Annotated in this window: 12 protein-coding genes; 10 read left to right on the top strand and 2 right to left on the bottom strand. The window is 69.0% G+C overall.

Annotated features, from left to right (window positions below):
* Positions 1-2: 2 nt before the first annotated feature.
* Positions 3-1,022 carry a LacI family DNA-binding transcriptional regulator gene (locus AC4FS2_RS00260; RefSeq protein WP_491175952.1) on the bottom strand — a complete coding sequence of 340 codons (1,020 nt, stop codon included), beginning with the start codon at positions 1,020-1,022 and terminating at the stop codon, positions 3-5.
* Between the two features lie 248 nt (positions 1,023-1,270).
* Here AC4FS2_RS00260 and AC4FS2_RS00265 point away from each other — a divergent pair, with 248 nt between their 5' ends.
* The 10 genes from AC4FS2_RS00265 (at position 1,271) to AC4FS2_RS00310 (ending at position 15,741) form a co-directional block, all read left to right on the top strand.
* The gene (locus tag AC4FS2_RS00265; protein WP_491154537.1) at positions 1,271-2,626 is read left to right on the top strand and encodes an ABC transporter substrate-binding protein; all 1,356 of its coding nucleotides are present in this window, start codon (positions 1,271-1,273) and stop codon (positions 2,624-2,626) included.
* A gap of 78 nt (positions 2,627-2,704) precedes the next feature.
* Complete coding sequence (locus AC4FS2_RS00270) at positions 2,705-3,646, top strand: carbohydrate ABC transporter permease (RefSeq protein ID WP_491175954.1); 942 nt, start codon at positions 2,705-2,707, stop codon at positions 3,644-3,646.
* The gene (locus AC4FS2_RS00275) at positions 3,643-4,527 is read left to right on the top strand and encodes a carbohydrate ABC transporter permease (RefSeq protein ID WP_491175956.1); all 885 of its coding nucleotides are present in this window, start codon (positions 3,643-3,645) and stop codon (positions 4,525-4,527) included. The genes AC4FS2_RS00270 and AC4FS2_RS00275 overlap by 4 nt, the downstream gene beginning before the upstream one ends.
* Before the next feature lie 43 nt (positions 4,528-4,570).
* Entirely contained in the window at positions 4,571-6,082 is a 1,512-nt protein-coding gene (arfA, locus tag AC4FS2_RS00280) for an arabinosylfuranosidase ArfA (RefSeq protein WP_491175958.1), read from the top strand.
* 17 nt (positions 6,083-6,099) lie between these two features.
* Positions 6,100-8,448, top strand: a complete 2,349-nt coding sequence (locus AC4FS2_RS00285) for a glycoside hydrolase family 3 N-terminal domain-containing protein (RefSeq protein WP_491175960.1) — start codon at positions 6,100-6,102, stop codon at positions 8,446-8,448.
* Entirely contained in the window at positions 8,445-9,410 is a 966-nt protein-coding gene (locus tag AC4FS2_RS00290) for a sugar phosphate isomerase/epimerase family protein (RefSeq protein WP_491175962.1), read from the top strand. Before AC4FS2_RS00285 ends, AC4FS2_RS00290 begins: the two co-directional genes overlap by 4 nt.
* Positions 9,411-9,453: 43 nt before the next feature.
* Positions 9,454-11,169, top strand: a complete 1,716-nt coding sequence (locus AC4FS2_RS00295) for a dihydroxyacetone kinase family protein (RefSeq protein ID WP_491175964.1) — start codon at positions 9,454-9,456, stop codon at positions 11,167-11,169.
* Positions 11,166-11,654, top strand: coding sequence for a ribose-5-phosphate isomerase (locus AC4FS2_RS00300; RefSeq protein WP_491175966.1), 489 nt, complete (start codon positions 11,166-11,168; stop codon positions 11,652-11,654). The genes AC4FS2_RS00295 and AC4FS2_RS00300 overlap by 4 nt, the downstream gene beginning before the upstream one ends.
* On the top strand, positions 11,651-12,601 hold the full coding sequence (locus tag AC4FS2_RS00305; RefSeq protein WP_491175968.1) for a 3-hydroxyacyl-CoA dehydrogenase family protein: 951 nt from the start codon (positions 11,651-11,653) through the stop codon (positions 12,599-12,601). The genes AC4FS2_RS00300 and AC4FS2_RS00305 overlap by 4 nt, the downstream gene beginning before the upstream one ends.
* 383 nt (positions 12,602-12,984) lie before the next feature.
* Positions 12,985-15,741, top strand: coding sequence for an alpha/beta hydrolase (locus AC4FS2_RS00310; RefSeq protein WP_491154520.1), 2,757 nt, complete (start codon positions 12,985-12,987; stop codon positions 15,739-15,741).
* A gap of 58 nt (positions 15,742-15,799) precedes the next feature.
* On the opposite strand, the gene AC4FS2_RS00315 is transcribed toward AC4FS2_RS00310, so the two are convergent.
* Entirely contained in the window at positions 15,800-18,136 is a 2,337-nt protein-coding gene (locus AC4FS2_RS00315) for a beta-xylosidase/alpha-l-arabinosidase (RefSeq protein ID WP_491175970.1), read from the bottom strand.
* Position 18,137 lies beyond the last annotated feature (1 nt).

Here is an 18,137-nt window from a genome sequence, read left to right on the forward strand (position 1 = left end):
GTTCAGGCGTCGACGCTCGGAAAGCCCGTCGACTCGCGCGCCACGACGGTGTACTCCGGCTGCACGGTGCGTGGCGATTGCCGCGGGCCCTTCTCGGCGATGCGTTCGAGCAGCAGATCCACGGCGATCTCCGCGATGCGTTCCTTCCCCGCATCCACGCTCGAGAGGGACGGCACCGAGAAGCGGGCTTCATCGATGTTGTCGAATCCCAAGACCGCCACCTCATCGGGGACGGACAGATTCTCGCCCGCGAGCGCGCGCAATGCACCGAGTCCGAGGGTGTCGTTGAGGGCGAAGACGGCGTCGAACGCCACGCCGTCGGCGATCATCTGGTGCACGGCTTCGGCACCGGCGGCCCGGGTCCAGTGCAGGACGGGCCGGATCAGTGCGGGATCCTCCGCGACTCCCGCGGAGCTGAGAGCCTCGCGGTATCCGCGGAGACGCAGGCTTGCCGAGCTGGGCTCCCCGTCCGCGTCCTCGCTGCCGCCCAGGAGGGCGATGCGACGCCGGCCGATCGACAGCAGGTGTTCCACGCCCGCCCGCGCGGCCTCCGTGTTGTGAATGGCGACGTGGTCGGTCGGACCTCCGAAGATGCGATCGCCGAGGAGCACGAGCGGGTAGCCGACGTCCAGCACGGCTGCATCGCCCTGACCCAGGCGCACCGGGCTGAGCAGCAGGCCGTCGGTGAACCGGCGCCGCCCCCCGGACACCGCCAGCAGCTCCGCCTCGCGGTCGCCGTTCGTCTGCTCCACCACGACGCCGAGGCCTCGCGCTTCGGCGGCGCGGATGATGAAATCGGACAGCTCCGCGAAATAGTTCTCGCGGAGCGCTGGCACGGCGAGGCCGATGATCCCCGTCCGTCCGGAGCGCAGGCCCTGGGCGGAGGCGTTCGGCCGGTATGCCAACTGCTCGATGGCTGCCTCCACGCGGCTGCGGGTGGCGGGCCGGACGTGCGGGTAGTCGTTGATGACGTTCGACACCGTCTTGATGGACACCCCCGCGAGGCGGGCGACGTCATGCATCGTCGACCCCATCGATCCCCCTCACGCCCTGTAGATCCCCACTCTATGGGTTGCGGTGACGGCCCCCGATCACCGTCCGGCCGCCGGTGCGCGGCCGATGCGAGCGGGCTCTTGACACTGGCGAGCGGCGCGCCATAGTGTTCCTACAACGTTGCTTACAACGTTGTATATGTCCGGTATTCCGGACGCCGTTCGCGCACGAGCGTTCCTGCTTGACAAAGAGGTCTTAGCATCCGAAAGGAAATCCCGTGAAGACAAAGCCGGTCTTTGCTGCCAGCTTCACCGTCCTGCTCGCGGCCGCCCTCGTCTCCTGCACCGGTGGCGGAGACGGCGACACCGCCGGCGGCAACGACGCCACCAACTGCACCAACACGATCCCGAAAGAGGATCTGCCCGTCGTCACGATGTGGGCCTGGTACCCGAACATGGAGCTCGTCGTCGACAACTTCAACGAGCAGAACGACGAGGTGCAGGTCTGCTGGACCAACGTCGGTCAGGGCGGCGACGAGTACGACAAGTTCCAGACCGCGATCACGGCCGAGACGGGGGCCCCGGACGTCATCATGATCGAGGCGGATCGCATCCCGACCTTCCAGATCCAGGAAGCGATCGTCGACATCAGCGACTACGGCTACGAGGACGTCAAGGACGACTACAGCGAGGGGGCCTGGAAGGACGTCTCCGTCGGTGACGGGGTCTACGGCGTTCCCGTCGACGGCGGTCCGATGGGCATGATCTACCGCGCCGACGTCTTCGATCAGTACGGGATCACCCCGCCCACCACGTGGGCCGAGTACGAAGCCGCCGCGCAGACCCTCAAGGATGCCGGAGGACCGTTGTTCGGCGACCTGGGTGCCAACGTCCCGGCTTCGTTCATGGCGCTGCAGTACCAGGCCGGAGCCCAGCCCTTCACCTACGACTCGGATTCGCCCGAGACCATCGGCATCACCCTCAACGACGACGCGTCGAAGAAGGTGCTCGACTACTGGGCCGGGCTGGTGGAGAAGGGCCTCGTCGGCACGCAGGACCAGTTCACCCCCGAGTACATCTCCGGTGTCATCGGCGGCGACTACGCCACCTACATCTCGGCGGCCTGGGCGCCGGGATACCTCACCGGCGCGGGTGTCGGCGAGGGGCAGGACGCGGGGGTCTGGAAGACCGCCCCGCTGCCGCAGTGGGACACCAGCAATCCCGTGTCGGTCAACTGGGGTGGATCGGCCTTCTCGGTCACCAGCCAGGCCAGCAACCCCGAGCTGGCGGCGAAGGCCGCCTTCGGCCTCTACGCCGACGAGGCGTCCCTCACCGACGGATGGCAGAACCAGGTCATCTTCCCGCTGAACCTCAACGCGCTCAACTCCCCCGAGTTCGTGGACTACGAGGTGCCGTTCTTCGGGGGCCAGCAGGCGAACAGGGAGGTGTATGTGCCGGCGGCGAACGCCTACGAGGGCATGACCTACACGCCGTTCGGTCAGTACTACTTCGACGCCTTCACCGAGCAGTTGGCGGCCATCAACGAGGGCTCGGTGTCGGGTTCGGAGGCCGCCGACCAACTGCAGGAGGATGTCGTCGCCTACGCCGAGGAACAGGGCTTCACCGTCGAGTGAGTCGCTCCGCGTGGGCTGGTCCGCACACCGGGCCCGCCCACGCGGCGTCGCGTCCATCCGCTTCCCCGGAGGAATCCCATGACCGTTGATCTGGCGCAGAGCGCCACCAGTGCCGATCCCGCGCCCGCCCGGCGTCCCCGACGCCGAGGCCGGCAGTCGCTCGTCGGCTGGAGCTTCGTCGGACCGTTCGCGATCGTCTTCCTCGCGTTCCTCGTCGCGCCCCTGCTTTTCGCGCTGTACCTGAGCCTGTTCCAGAACCAGCTCATCGGGGGCACCCGGTTCGTGCTGTTCGGCAACTACGTCAAGGCGTTCACGGACGCCAGCTTCCTGGGCGGGATCTGGTTCGTCCTGCGCTTCTCGCTCGTGCTGATCCCCCTGCAGATGGCCATCTCGCTGGCCGTCGCGCTCATCCTCGACATCGTGACCGGACGGTTCGCGCGGTTCTCCCGGCTCATGGTGTTTCTCCCCTACGCGATCCCCGCCGTGATCGGTGCGCTGATGTGGGGCTTCCTCTATAGCAAGAGCTTCGGTCCCCTGGCGGAGCTGTTCGGGATGTTCGGGCTCGCTGGTCCCGATTTCCTCAGCCGCGACCTGATCTTCTTCGGGCTGCTGAACATCGTCATCTGGCAGTGGGCCGGTTATTACATGATCATCCTCTACGCCGCGCTTCAGGGGATCGACCCCACTCTGTACGAGGCGGCGCGCATCGACGGGGCAAGCCAGTGGCAGATCGTGCTGCGCATCAAGATCCCCCTCATCGCGCCGGCGCTGGTGCTCATCCTGGTGTTCGCGCTCATCGGAACGTTGCAGTTCTTCAATGAACCACAGATCCTCCGCTACCTGGCGGCGGGAGCCATCTCCGCCGACTTCACCCCCAACATGTACGCGTATCAGCAGGCTTTCGCCCTGGCGAACTACAACTACGGTTCGGCGATCTCGTTCGCGCTGGGCGCCGTGGTGTTCGTATGCGTGTACCTCTTCATGTTCATCACGCGTAAGCGGGGGAGCTTTCTCTCATGACCACGGCAGTCGACCGATCACGCCGCTCGGCCACGCGCCGGCAATTCCTTCCGCTGCAGATCCTGCTCGGCTTCCTCGTGGTCTACTTCCTCATCCCGTTCTGGTGGGTGATCGTCAACAGCTCCAAGACTGCGGCCGGCCTGTTCGGCGGGGGGAGCGCGCTGTGGTTCGACGACGTCATCGACTACGCCGGGAACATCTCCCAGCTGTTCACGTTCCAGGACGGCATCTACCTGCGGTGGCTCGCGAACTCGGCCCTCTACGCCTTCGCCGGCGGTCTCGGCGCCACGGTGCTGGCCGTGGCCGCCGGATACGGATTCGCGAAGTACCGCTTCGCCGGCCGGCGGGTGAGCTTCGCGATTCTCCTCGGGTCGGTGATGGTACCCACGACCGCGCTGGTCATCCCGACCTTCATCATGTTCTCCGAGCTCGGGCTCACCAACACCATCTGGGCCGTCATCCTGCCCACCCTGCTGAACCCGTTCGGGGTGTACCTCATGAACGTGTACGCCCGCGACGCCGTGCCGGATGAGCTGTTGGACGCCGGCCGGGTCGATGGGGCGAGCGAGTTCCGGATCTTCCTCCAGGTCGCTCTGCCGATGCTGCGCCCGGCGATGGTCACGGTGCTGCTGCTGTCGATCGTGGCCTCGTGGAACAACTACTTCCTGCCCCTGGCGATGCTCTCGGACAATCGGCTCTTCCCCGTCACGGTCGGAATCGGTCTGTGGCAGGGGATAGCTTCGGCCAACAACTCCGGGGGAACCTCGCTGTGGAGCATCATCATCCTCGGCTCGCTGGTGTCCGTCATCCCGCTGGTCATCGCCTTCCTCACCCTGCAGCGCTACTGGCAGGGAGGGTTGTCGATCGGCAGCCTCAAGTGACCCACACCGCGTCACCCGCCACCCCTCTTCCGGAAAGAAAAGCATGACCTCTGCACGCGTGACCATCGACCCGCACTTCGTCGTGGGAGCCGTCGACCGGCGGCTGTTCGGATCGTTCGTCGAGCATCTGGGCCGTTGTGTCTACGACGGGATCTTCGAACCCTCCCACCCCTCAGCGGACGCGGAGGGCTTCCGTTCGGATGTTCTCGCCCTGGTTCGCGAGCTCGGGGTGTCGACGGTCCGCTACCCCGGTGGGAACTTCGTGTCGGGATACCGGTGGGAGGACGGGGTGGGTCCTCGCGAGGAGCGACCGCGACGTCTGGACCTCGCGTGGCACTCGACCGAGACGAACGAGATCGGATTGGACGAATTCGCGCGGTGGTCAGCCAAAGCGGGCAGCGACGTCATGTACGCCGTGAACCTCGGCACCCGTGGCGTGCTGGAGGCCCTCGACGTGCTCGAGTACGCCAATCTCCGATCGGGGACGTCCTGGTCGGACAAGCGAGTCGAGAACGGAAATCCCGAGCCGCACGACATCCGCATGTGGTGCCTCGGCAACGAGATGGACGGTCCGTGGCAGCTCGGCCACAGCACCGCCGAGGAATACGCGAGCCTCGCCGCGAAGACCGCGAGTGCCATGCGCCAGGTGGATCCGAACCTGCAGCTGGTGGTCTGCGGCAGCTCTGGCGCGCAGATGCCCACGTTCGGTGAGTGGGAGCGCGTCGTGCTGGAGCGGACCTACGACGACGTCGACTTCATTTCCTGCCACGCGTACTACGAGCCGAAGAACGGCGACTATGCGAGCTTCCTCGCTTCGGCCATCGACATGGATCGTTTCATCGACACCGTCGTGGCCACGGCCGATCACGTCAAGGCGGTGCGCGGCAGCGAGAAGACGATCGATATCTCCTTCGACGAGTGGAACGTCTGGTATCAGTCCCGGTACAACGACGTGGAGAAGATCACCGACGTCGAACAGTGGCCGGTGGCCCCGCGGCTGCTCGAAGACGCCTATTCGGTGGCCGACGCCGTCGTGGTCGGCAGTCTCCTGATCTCACTTCTCCGCCACGCCGACCGCGTGAAGTCCGCGAGCCTCGCCCAGCTCGTCAACGTCATCGCCCCGATCATGACCGAGCCCGGCGGCCCGGCCTGGCGCCAGACGACCTTCTTCCCCTTTGCGCACACAGCGAGGCTCGCGCGGGGAAACGCGTTGGAAGTGCGCCTGGAGGCGCCCGAGTACGACACGGCCCTGTACGGCACGGTCCCCGTCATCGACGCGGTGGCCACCCATGACCCCGACAGCGGAGAGACGACGCTCTTCGCGGTCAATCGCAGCCTCGAGGAGGAGATCACGCTGGATGTCGACGTGACGATGCTCGGCGCGGTCGAGGTGCGCAGCGCCGTCGGCATGCACGACACCGATATGCACTCGGCGAACACCCTCGAGGACCGTGAGCGCGTCGGCCTCCAGGACATCGCCACCCGGCGGGTCGACGACCGCACGGTGGCGCTCACGCTTCCGCCCGTGTCCTGGGTCGCCGTGACCCTGCGCTGACGGCGGGGGGCGACACGATGGCGGATTCGCAGACCGACGACCGAACGACGGCGGTGCCTCGGTGGCGGGATGCCGCGGCCGACCCCGACGCCCGGGTGGAGGCCCTCTTGGCGGCGATGACCCGGGCGGAGAAGGTCGCACAACTCGGGAGCCACTGGGAGGACACGCGCGACGCCTCCCAGATCATCGCTCCGATGCAGGACGTCCTGGCCCGGGGCCGACAGCCGTTCGAGGTCGCCGCCGCCTCCGGAATCGGCCACCTGACGCGCGTCTTCGGCACGACCCCCGTGCCGCCGCGCGAAGGCATGCAGAAGGTCCGCGCGGCGCAGGACTTCCTCCGCACCCGGACGCGGCTGGGCATTCCCGCCATCGTTCACGAGGAGTGTCTCACCGGCTTCACGACCCTCGGGGCGACGGTGTATCCCACCCCCCTGGCGTGGGCGGCCACCTTCGACCGAGAGCTGGTGGCCGAGATGGCACGAGCGATCGGCGATGACCTCCACGCGGTCGGGGTGCATCAGGGGCTCTCTCCCGTGCTCGACGTCGTGACGGACTATCGCTGGGGCCGTGTGGAGGAGACACTGGGCGAAGACCCCTTCGTCGTGGCGACCCTCGCGACCGCCTACGTGCAGGGCCTCCAGGGAAGTGGGGTGGTCGCGACGCTCAAGCACTTCGCCGGTCACGCGTCTTCTCGCGGCGGGCGCAACCACGCGCCGGTCTCCATGGGCGAGCGCGAACTGCGCGACCTCGTGCTCCCGCCCTTCGAGATGGCGGTACGGACCGGCGCCGTCGGCAGTGTCATGAACTCCTACACCGAGACCGACCGCGTCCCTGCGGCGGCTGACCGCTGGCTCCTCACGGATGTCCTCCGGGACGAGTGGGGATTCCGGGGAACCGTCGTGTCGGACTACTGGGCGATCGCCTTTCTCACGTCCAAGCATCGGGTGGCGGCATCGATGGCTGATGCCGGCCGGCTGGCCCTCCACGCCGGCATGGATGTCGAGCTGCCCGACACGTCGGCGTATACCCAGCTCGGCACCGACGACCCGGATCCCGGCCGGACCGAGACGGAGATAGACATCGCCGTACGGAGGGTCCTTCGGCAGAAGCTGGATCTGGGGCTCCTCGACGATGGATGGGCGCCGGCTGAACCGCAGCCGCACGACCTCGACAGCCCCCGGAACCGGAGCGTGGCGCGACGCCTCGCGGAGGAATCGGTCATCCTTCTGGACAATCCCGAACGTGTCCTGCCACTGTCCCCGTCCACCGGCCGCGTGGCGGTCATCGGACCCGGCGCGCGCGACCCCCGCGTTCTCCTCGGCGCGTACTCGTACCCGATCCATGTGCTGCCGCGCCATCCTGAGTTCGGGCTCGGCATCGCCGCGCAGACCATCGCGGAAGCGGTGGCCGACGCCCTCCCCGACGCGGAGGTGGTCGCCGAGGACGGCACGCCGCTCGTCGACGCGCCGGGCGACGGAGACCTCGCACGGGCCGTGTCGGTCGCTCGCAATGCCGATGTCGCGCTGGTGGTGGTGGGAGACCGGGCCGGGATGTTCGGCCGGGGCACGTCGGGCGAGGGATCGGACGCGCCGGATCTTGAGCTTCCCGGTCACCAGACGCGCCTGGTCGAGGAGGTGCTCGCCACCGGTACGCCGGTCGTTCTCGTCGTGGTGTCCGGCCGGCCCTACGCCCTCGGGCGGTTCGTCGGACGCGCCGCAGCGGTCGTGCAGGCGTTCTTCCCCGGGGTGGAGGGGGCGGGGGCCATCGCGCGCGTGCTCGCGGGGCAGGTCAACCCGTCCGGGCACCTCCCGGTTCAGGTTCCGCACACCGCCGGGGCCATCCCGCACACCTACCTGGCCCCGCCGCTGGGACAGGACGGCGACCGCATCAGCAATCTGTCGATCGCCCCGGCCTTCCCGTTCGGTCATGGCCTCTCCTATACCGAGTTCAGCCTGGGCGACCTCGCGGTCGACGCCGCGGAGGTGGATGTGGCAGGCGCCGTGCACGCGATCGTCGATGTGGTCAACACCGGCGATCGCGACGGCGCCGTCGTGGTGCAGCTGTACGCGGGCGACCCCGTCGCCCAGGTCACGCGGCCGGTGGCGCAGCTGGTCGGCTACGCGCGTGTGGCGCTGGCCGCCGGCGAGCCCGCGAGGGTGACCTTCACCCTCTCCGCTGATCGCTTCTCGTTCACGGGGCTCGACCGGCGCCGCCTCGTCGAGCCCGGCGCGATCGACCTCTTCGCCGGGCTCTCGCTCGCGCGGACGACGGAGCCGGTGCGGATCACGCTGACCGGCGGCGTCCGCGTCGTCGGGGATCCGATCCTGGACACCCCTGTTCGCATCGAGAGGGAGACCGACGGATGACGGCATGGACGGCTGAGACGTGGCCTATCGCCGCAGCTGCGCTTCCTTTTCCTGGGACGCTGCGCGACGGCACGGCCGTGACGGATGCCGATGCCGAGGTCTGGGCGGCAGACCTGACCGAGATCGCCGATGCCGGGTTCGACATGCTCGATGTCACGGACTCGTGGGTGAGGCTGGCCGACCTCTCGCCGGGCCGGCTTTCGGAGTTCGTCGCCACCGCGACCGCGTGCGGTGTCGAACCCGTCTCGCTCTCCGCGATCCGGCGGAGCGTGATCGACCCGGCCCATGGCGTGGAGAACCTGGCGTACAGCCATCGGGTGATCGAGGCCGCCGCATCCGCGGGCGTCCGCACGGTGTCCTTCGGGTTGCATCGCCCGCTGACGCCGGCGCAGTCGGCACAGCTGTGGTTCTGGACGGTGGAGGGACCGCACGACGACCCCGCGGATTGGAACCTCGCGGTGGCGCGACTGCGGGAGCTCGGCGCGCACGCCGAGGAAGCCGGCATCCTGATGTCCCTCGAGATGTACGAAGACACCTTCCTCGGCTCGGGAGATCTGGCCGTGCGCCTGGTCGAGGAGATCGGCCTGGACAACGTCGGGCTCAACCCCGACATCGGCAACCTCATTCGCCTCCATCGCCCCGTCGAGCGGTGGGAGGAGCTGGTGGAGAAGACCCTGCCGTATGCGAACTTCTGGCACGTGAAGAACTACGTCCGCGACGAGGACGTCGCCGGCGACTTCTACTTCGCGGCCCCGTCCCCGCTGTCGTCGGGGGTCATCGACTATCGGTGGGCCTTCCGATATGCCCTCGAGCAGGGGTTCCAGGGCGTCATCTGCCTGGAGAACTACGGCGGTGACGGCCTCAGTGTCTGCGCCGAGAACCGCGACTACCTGCGCAGGTACGTGCTGCCCCGCCGCGAGGGCCATGCGCGCGGCACCAGTCGCGTCCGCCAACTGCAGTGACACCGCCCAGGCGAGAGACAGGGCCAATGCGAGGGAGACACCCATGACGCGTATCGCCAACCACCCCGACGACTTCGTCGCGGAGGCGCTCGAAGGATTCGTGGCCGCGAACGCCGGCGTCGTCCGCGCCGTCGACGGCGGAGTCGTCCGCGCGGTGCCCGCCGAGGAGGGGTCGGTGGCCGTGGTCGTCGGCGGCGGCTCCGGGCACTACCCGGCGTTCGCCGGTGTCGTCGGGCCGGGGATGGCAGCGGGCGCGGTGTGCGGGAACATCTTCACGTCGCCCTCCGCCGGTCAGGCGTATCGCGTCGGCCGGGCAGCAGACGCCGGCGGGGGAGTGCTGTTCTCCTTCGGCAACTACGCCGGCGACGTCCTGAACTTCGGCGAGGCGCAGGATCGTCTGCGCAGCGAAGGGATCGACACCCGCACGGTGCTCGTCACCGACGACATCGCGAGCGCCCCGATCGAGGAATGGACGGCGCGTCGCGGTATCGCGGGCGACTTCGTGGTCTTCAAGGTCGCGGGAGCCGCGGCCGAACGCGGCGACGACCTCGACGAGGTCGAACGGCTCGCACAGCTCGCGAACTACCGCACGCGGTCGCTGGGTGTCGCATTCGGCGGCTGCACGTTCCCCGGCGCCGAGGCGCCGCTGTTCACCGTGCCCGACGGCATGATGTCGATCGGTCTGGGCATCCACGGCGAACCCGGCATCCGGGACGTCCCGCGGACAGGGTCGCGCGATCTCGCCCGGCAGTTGGTCGAGCAACTTCTCCAAGATGCTCCGGACAACAGCGGCGACCGTGTCGCGGTGCTCGTCAACGGGCTCGGCACGGTCAAGTACGAGGAACTCTTCGTCCTGTTCCGCGACGTCGCCGCGGTCCTCGAGGGCGCCGGCCTCACGATCGTTCAACCCGAAGTGGGCGAACTCGTCACGAGCCTGGACATGGCCGGCGCGTCGCTGACTCTGGTCTGGCTGGACGACGAGCTCGAGCCGCTGTGGGCGGCGCCGGCGGAATCCGCGGCCTACCGGAAAGGCGCGGTGGCCTCCGGGCGCGTGGTCGCCGGCGCCCCCGCCCGGGCAACCGCGGAGGAGCCGGCCGAGGTCGTGGCCGAGGCATCCCCCGCTTCGCAGGCCGCCGCCGCGGTGGCGGCGCGTCTGCTGGGCGTCGCCCGCGACGTGGTCGCGGCTCACGCCGAGGAACTGGGTCGTCTGGATGCTTTCGCCGGCGACGGCGACCACGGCGTCGGGATGCGGACGGGGACCGAGTCTGCCTTCACGGCCGCCGACCCCCGTCGCGGTATCTCGCGGATGCTGTCGGACGCCGGCGACGCGTGGAGCGAGAAGGCCGGGGGTACCTCGGGGGCGCTGTGGGGCGCGATGCTCCGCGCAGTGGGAGCGGCCTTCGCGGCCGATGACGTCGACGCCCGCGACACGATCGCCACGGCGGCCACCGCAGCCCTGCGGGTGGTGCGCGCTCGGGGAGGCGCGCAGGTGGGAGACAAGACGATGGTCGACGCGATCGACCCGTACGTCCGGGTGCTCGGCGAGCGGCTCCGAGACGGCGCGGCGATCACCGATGCCCTGGCGGCCGCCGCCGAGGCGGCCACCTCCGCCGCGGAAGGGACGGCCCCGATGCGGCCGGCCCTCGGCCGGGCCAGACCCCTGGCGGAGAAGAGCGTCGGTCACCCGGACCCGGGTGCGACATCGTTCGCGCTGATCGTCACGGCGATCGCACATGACGGAAAGGACGGATCGCGATGAACGAACCTCTGCGCATCGTCGTGGGAAGCGACGATGCCGGATACGAGTACAAGACAGCGCTCAAGGCGCTCCTGGAACAGGACGACCGGGTGTCGGAGGTGATCGACGTCGGCGTGGGCAGCGACCAGGACACCGCGTACCCGCATGTCGCGGTCGCCGCGGCCCGGCGCGTCGCGGCGGGCGAGGCCGACCGGGCGGTCCTCGTCTGCGGCACGGGTCTCGGGGTCGCCATCTCGGCGAACAAGGTTCCCGGCATCCGGGCAGTCACGGCGCACGACTCGTACTCGGTGGAGCGCAGCGTGCTCAGCAACGATGCCCAGGTGCTGACGATGGGACAGCGCGTGATCGGCCTGGAGCTGGCCAAGCGCCTCGTCTCGGAATGGCTCGGATACCGCTTCGACCCGACGTCCGCGTCCGCGGCGAAGGTGGCCGCGATCGACGAGTACGACTCCTCCGGCGGCGACGCGACCGGAGGAACCGCATGAGCCGCGTGGCGATCATCGGAAGCGGGTACATGGGCGGCGGCATCGCGCAGGTGTGCGCGATCGCCGGCCACACCGTCACGATCACGGACGCGACCGCCGAGATCGCCGAGGCGAACCTCGCCCGTCTCGTCGCCGAGGCCACCGACTTCGAGCAGCAGGGGCTCTTTCCCGCCGGCGCATCCGCCCTCGTGGCCGCGAACGTCACCGCGGCCGCCGACATCGAGTCCGCCGTCGCAGACGCCGACTTCGTGGAAGAGGCGGTGCCCGAGCGTCTGGAACTCAAGCACGAGACCCTCGCGCGCATCTCCCGCGCGACCGCGACGGCGGTGATCGGAAGCAACACCTCCACGATCTCGATCAACCGCCTGGCCTCGGCGGTCGAGCGGCCCGAGCGCTTCGTCGGGGTGCACTTCTCGAATCCCGCACCCTTCATCCCCGGCGTGGAGATCATCCCGCATGACACCACCGGCGACGAGGCCATTCGCGTCGCGATGGAGGTGGTCCGCAGCACCGGGAAGATCCCGGCCCGCGTCCGCGACGCCACCGGGTTCGTCCTCAACCGCCTGCAGTACGCCCTGTTCCACGAGGCGACGCAGCTGGTGGACGAGGGCGTGGCCTCGGTGGAGGACATCGACGCGATCGTGCGGTCCACGTTCGGCTTCCGGATGCCGTTCTTCGGCCCGTTCGCGATCGCCGACATGGCCGGCCTCGACGTGTACGCGTTCTGTTATCGGTCGCTGCAGGAGGATTTCCCCGAGCGATTCGCCACCCCGCAGATCCTGCAGGACAACGTCGATCGCGGCCGCCTGGGTACGAAGAGCGGCGGCGGATTCCGCGAGCTCGATGCCGACCGCATCGCGGAGCTGATCGCCTACCGCAACCGTGCATACGTGCGGATGTCGGAGCTCCTCGCCGAGCTCGGCCCCTCCCCGTTCGACCGGGACTGAGCCGCGCTCCGCCGCGTGGCCCGACCGGTTTGCGGGGATCCCCGCCCGGTCGGGTGTGAGGCGCAAAGAGCTTTGGGGCGCAAAGTGCTTTGGGGCGCACCGCGACGCGCCCCAAAGCACGAAATCTGCCCCGAAACCGACGCGCCCTGCGCCCCATCCTGCGAAGGGCGGCCGGGCGCGCCCCCGCTGTCTTCACAACGTTGCAGATTGCCTCTTGACCGCGCCCGGCGGCCCTGCGAGAGTGTCGGCGTACGGCATTTACGACGTTGTAAATCCTCCCGTAGGACGCCGGCGTCGTCGATTCCGTTCCCCCCAACCGGCTCGCGCGAGCTCTCTTCGTGGTGCCCGCACCGGGCCGGGCACGTCACAGAGATGAGGAATCGATGGAGATCACATCCGAGAGCCGGGATTCGCGCCGGACCCCGAGAGCGCGGCGGGCGGTGGCGCTGCTCACGGCGGCGGTCGTCGCCCTGGCGGGCCTTGCCGCGTCGGCCCCCGCAGCCGCGGCCGAGCCGTGGATCGCCGTGCAGGATGACGGCTACCTTCGCATCGCCGTGCCCAATGCCGCGGTGGAGGAGGCCGTCGGCCCGGTGTCGCAGGTGGTCGTGGAGGGCAACTTCGGCCCCTCGCACAACTGGGCGCAGATCGGTCTGCAGCGCAGCGGCGCGAACTGGACGGCGACCTACGGCCCGTTCGAACCGGGCCTGTACTACTACCAGGTCACCGGCGACGACAGCAAAGTCCTGAAGGACACCAGCAACCCCACGTCCGTCGCATCCGAGCCGGAATGGAGCACGTTCTTCATTCCGGGCGAGTCAGCTGCGCTCCTCGCCGATGCGCCGGAGGAGGCCGGTACCATCCAGACCCTGAACTACGACAGCTCGGTGGCCGATGAGGAGCGCGAGGCTCTCGTCTGGGTGCCGCCGACGTACCAGCCCAAGGGGAAGAAGTTCCCGGTGCTCTACCTCCAGCACGGCGGCGGTCAGAGCTACCGCGATTGGGTGGAAGTCGGGCGTGCCGAGCAGATCCTCGACAACCTGTGGCTCTCCGGCCGGCTGGCGGACATGCTCGTCGTGATGGGGAACGGCAACGTTCCCGACTTCTCGGCGGAGCTCCTCGACAACATCGTTCCCGCGGTGGAGGACACGTACAACGTGGCCCCCGGAAAGAAGAAGCGGGCCCTCGCCGGCCTGTCGATGGGCGGCGGGCAGACCTTCGAGGTCTTCAGCGAGCACCCGGGTGAATTCGGCGCGATCGGCACCTTCGGCGCCGGCCGCTTCGGCGATCTGGACGACATCCCCGTCAAGAAGATGAACAACCGCACCGACCTGTTCCGCGTCTATGTGGGGAACAAGACCGACGTCGCCTACAACGACGTCTTCGACTCGTTCCAGAAGTTCGACGCGCTCGGTCTCGAGTACCAGTTCGACGGGGTGAACCCGGATGCCGGGCACAACTGGAACGCGTGGCAGGAGAACCTCATCGACTTCGCCCCGCGCCTGTTCACCGCGACCCCCGGCGATCCCGGCATGAGCGAGGGACACCTTCCGCTCACCGAGCGCTTCGAGCCCCCGGCCCCTGGCACCACGCCGACGCCGTGGGTCACCGATGACGGCTACGTCACGTTCGAGACGACGACCGAGTTCGCCGACGCCGAGTACGTCTCGGTCTGGGCGAACTGGGCACCGGGTGGGAGCTGGCTGCGCGTGGAGATGACCAAGGTCGGTGACCGCTGGCGCGCCACGGTCGGTCCGCTGGAGCAGAAGTTCTACCACTACCGTTTCATCGTCGACCGCCAGGCCGTCAAGGACACCTCGAACCCGACCTCCGTGACGTCGGAGCCCGCGTGGAGCACCTTCCTCGTCCCGGGTGAAGGGTCACGCCTCCTTTCGGACGTGCCGGCCGGTTCCGGCGGCGATCTCGACGTCATGTCGTACCAGAGCAGCGTCGCCGGCCAGGAGCGCAGCGCCTACGTCTGGACGCCTCCGGGCTACGACGCCGACCGCGCCGAGCCCTATCCGCTGTTCGTGCTCAACCACGGCGGCGGACAGAGCTGGACGGACTGGGTGGAGGTCGGGCGCGCGCGCCAGATCCTCGACAACCTGTCCCTCGACGGCAGCATCCAGCCCATGGTCGTCGTCATGCCCAATGGCAACGTCAACGACTATCCGAGGGAGTTGCTCGAGAACGTCCTACCGGTGACCGAGGAGCGCTACAACGTCAGCCAGAACCCCGTCAAGCGCGCCCTCGCCGGACTGTCAGCCGGTGGGGCGCGGACGGTGTCGGTGCTGAAGGCGCACCCGGGTGAGTTCGCCTACATCGGAACCTTCGCGGCCGGTTTCGGCGGCACCGCCGGTGTCGACGCAGAGGCGATCAACGCCGGCACCGAGCTCTACCGCCTGTACACCGGAGACATCACCGATTTCACCTACGGCTCGGTGATGAGCTCGCTGCCGGTTCTCGACCAGCTCGGGATCGACTACGAGTTCGCCGGTGTCACCGTCGGCCCGCACGGATGGGATGTGTGGCAGAAGAACCTCATCGACTTCGCGCCGCGTCTGTTCCAGAACGCACCGGCTGACACCGTCCGACCCGAGGCGACGCTCACCGCGCCCACGACGGCTGGGCCGTTCGGTGCCGTGGATCTGCGCGTGGAGGCGTCGGATCTCGGTGGTCTGGAGCGCATCGTGGCGAACGTCTATCAGGGCAGCACGCTCGTCAAGAGCACGCAGTCCGCGATGAACGGCGCCGAGAGTGGGACGCATTCGGCGACGGTGACGCTGGCGTCGGGTGCGTACACGGTGCGGTACAACGCGCAGGACCGGGCAGGCAACATCTCCCGGACCGGCACCTTCGCGTTCACCGTCGACGTGGACGCGCCCGCCGCGACCGTGAAGGATGGCGCGGAATTCACCGTTCCCACCGGAGCGACCTACGACGTCCTCAGCTACAAGCTGCACGACGCCGGCGGTGTGGACAAGGTCGTCATCAACGGGCAGACCAAGGACCTCACGAACAATGCGTGGTCGGATGTCAACTTCCTGCGTCCCGGCACCTTCGGTGCGGTGCAGGGGGAGAACACGATGGTCGTCTTCGACGTGGTGGGCAACACCACGACGTACACGTTCGTCCTGAATTGACCCACACGCCGATGCCCTCCCCCGCAGCCGGCGGGGGAGGGCATCGGCGTGTCAGGCCTCAGACGGTCCCTGCGGCGATCGGCACGTCGTTCGACTGGCCGATGCTCGCCGCGACCGGCCGGAGAGTCGCCGTGGCGAGCCGCGCGTCAGCGGCGGTCACGGGGTACACGCTTCCGGTGATCTCCAGGGATGCTTCGACATCGCGCTCTGCGCAGGACGGTCCCACCCACAGCTCGACGCGGCCGGGCTCGACGATGCGGCGCCCCGTGCGGTCTGTGAAGGCCAGTCGCGCCGTCGGCACCCGGAAGGTCACCCGGGTGGAGGCGCCCGGTTCCAGCGTGACCCGTTCATAGGCGAGCAGCTGCGCGACGGGCCGCGTCATGCTGCCGATCACGTCATGACCGTAGAGCTGCACGACGTCGGCCCCGGCCACCGAGCCGCTGTTGCGCACCGTCACCGCGACGGTGACGTCGTCCCCGGCAGCCACCTCGGCATCGGCGGCGAGGTCGGAGCGTTCGAAGGTCGTGTAGCTCAGCCCATGGCCGAAGGGCAGGACCGGTGTGGGATCGGCACTGGTCACGCCGCTGCGGCCACCGAGCGGCGGATGCAGGTAGGTGTAGGGCTGTGCGCCGGCCGACCGGGGGAGCGAGACGGGAAGCCGGCCCGAGGGGTTCACCCGGCCCGACAGCACCGCCGCGACCGCGTCGGCCCCCGCTTCACCGGGGAAGAACGTCTGGAGCACCGCGGCGGCGGCGTGCGGGCCCGACAGTGCCCATCCGATGGCGTACGGGCGCCCGGAGAGGACCACGAGCACGACGGGCGTGCCGGTCTCCACGACCGCCTCCACGAGTTCCCGTTGGAGCCCGGGCAGCTCGAGATCGTCGACGTCGTTCCCTTCGCCGACCGTGCCACGGCCGAACAGCCCGGCGCGGTCCCCGACCACGACGACGGCGACGTCGGCCTCGCGCGCGGCGTCCACCGCCGCGGTGATTCCCGAACGATCCGACCCCTCCACCTCGCACCCCGGAGCTGAGTCCACAGCGGCACCCGGGAACTCGCGGCGTACGGCCTCGAGAATCGTCGGGATCTCGATGCCGAGCGGAACCCCGGGGTGGTGCGCGAGCACGTGGTTCGCGAACGAATAGCAGCCCATCAGCGCTTCGGACGAGTCGGCGTTGGGCCCCAGGACGGCGATGCGGGGCGCCGCCGCGGTCAGCGGAAGGGTCTCGTCGTTGGCGAGGAGGATGACCGACTCCGCCGCGAGGCGGCCCGCGATGTCGCGATGCCGCGGAGAGTCGAGGTCGACCGAAGCCGGCGGCTCGGCGAAGGATTCGTCGAGGAGTCCGAGCCGCTCCTTCTGCTCCAGGACCCGGAGGACCGCGCGGTCGAGGAGGTCCTCGTCCATACGGCCGTCGCGGATGCGCGCGAGCATCGGCTCGGCGAACGCATCGGCGGTGGGCAGCTCCACGTCGATACCCGCCTTCAGGGCGAGCTCTGCTGCTTCCCCCAGATCACCGGCGACGGCATGGGTGGAGTGCAGGAACGCCACGGAGAAGTAGTCCGAGACCACCACTCCCTCGAATCCGAGGTCGTCGCGCAGGAGCTCGTCCAGGTAGGCGGGGCTCGCGGCCACGGGCTCGCCGTCGATCTCGGCGTACGAGTTCATGACCGACCGGGCGCCTCCGTCGCGCAGAGCCATCTCGAACGGCGGCAGCAGCACGTCGGCGATCTCGCGGGGTCCGGCGTGCACCGGCGCGTGATTGCGCGCCGCCTGAGAGGCGGAGTAACCCAGGAAGTGCTTGAGCGTGGCATCCACGCCGGCCTCCTGCAGCCCGCGGACGTAGGCGGTCCCGATCGTCCCGACGACGTACGGGTCCTCGGCGATGCACTCGTCGACACGGCCCCATCGCGGGTCGCGGATCACGTCGAGCACGGGGGCCAGACCCTGGTGGATGCCGAGCTCCCGCATGGATCCGCCGATCACCTCGGCCATCTCCGTCACGAGCGCCGGGTGGAAGGAGGCCCCCCACGCGAGGGGCGTCGGGAAGGTCGCGGCTTTCCACGCGGCGAGCCCGGTGAGGCATTCCTCGTGGACGATCGCGGGAATTCCCAGACGGGTTTCCGCGACCAGCCGGCGCTGCTCCTTCCACAGCCAGCCCGCTCGCTCGACGGGGTCGACCGGTCGGGTCCCGTATACGCGGGTGAGGTGCCCGAGGCCGTGCGTCGTGGCATCGGCGTACTTGGTCGAGGTGACCATCTCGTCCGCCAGCGGCGCCACGACCTCGCCGCCCTGGTCGACCCAGTAGCCGACCAGCTGAGCCGCCTTCTCCTCGACGGTCATCTGCGCCAGCAGTGCGCGCACGCGCGCCGAGGACTCCGTACCTGACGGTGACATG

It is taken from the genome of Microbacterium sp. Z10_103 (genome assembly GCF_058310455.1).

Coding starts and splice junctions, on each gene's coding strand:
- AC4FS2_RS00315 (WP_491175970.1), bottom strand. CDS start 18,136: ATGTCACCGTCAGGTACGGAGTCCTCGGCGCGCGTGCGCGCACTGCTG.
- arfA (WP_491175958.1), top strand. CDS start 4,571: ATGACCTCTGCACGCGTGACCATCGACCCGCACTTCGTCGTGGGAGCC.
- AC4FS2_RS00295 (WP_491175964.1), top strand. CDS start 9,454: ATGACGCGTATCGCCAACCACCCCGACGACTTCGTCGCGGAGGCGCTC.
- AC4FS2_RS00310 (WP_491154520.1), top strand. CDS start 12,985: ATGGAGATCACATCCGAGAGCCGGGATTCGCGCCGGACCCCGAGAGCG.
- AC4FS2_RS00305 (WP_491175968.1), top strand. CDS start 11,651: ATGAGCCGCGTGGCGATCATCGGAAGCGGGTACATGGGCGGCGGCATC.
- AC4FS2_RS00260 (WP_491175952.1), bottom strand. CDS start 1,022: ATGCATGACGTCGCCCGCCTCGCGGGGGTGTCCATCAAGACGGTGTCG.
- AC4FS2_RS00270 (WP_491175954.1), top strand. CDS start 2,705: ATGACCGTTGATCTGGCGCAGAGCGCCACCAGTGCCGATCCCGCGCCC.
- AC4FS2_RS00275 (WP_491175956.1), top strand. CDS start 3,643: ATGACCACGGCAGTCGACCGATCACGCCGCTCGGCCACGCGCCGGCAA.
- AC4FS2_RS00285 (WP_491175960.1), top strand. CDS start 6,100: ATGGCGGATTCGCAGACCGACGACCGAACGACGGCGGTGCCTCGGTGG.
- AC4FS2_RS00290 (WP_491175962.1), top strand. CDS start 8,445: ATGACGGCATGGACGGCTGAGACGTGGCCTATCGCCGCAGCTGCGCTT.
- AC4FS2_RS00300 (WP_491175966.1), top strand. CDS start 11,166: ATGAACGAACCTCTGCGCATCGTCGTGGGAAGCGACGATGCCGGATAC.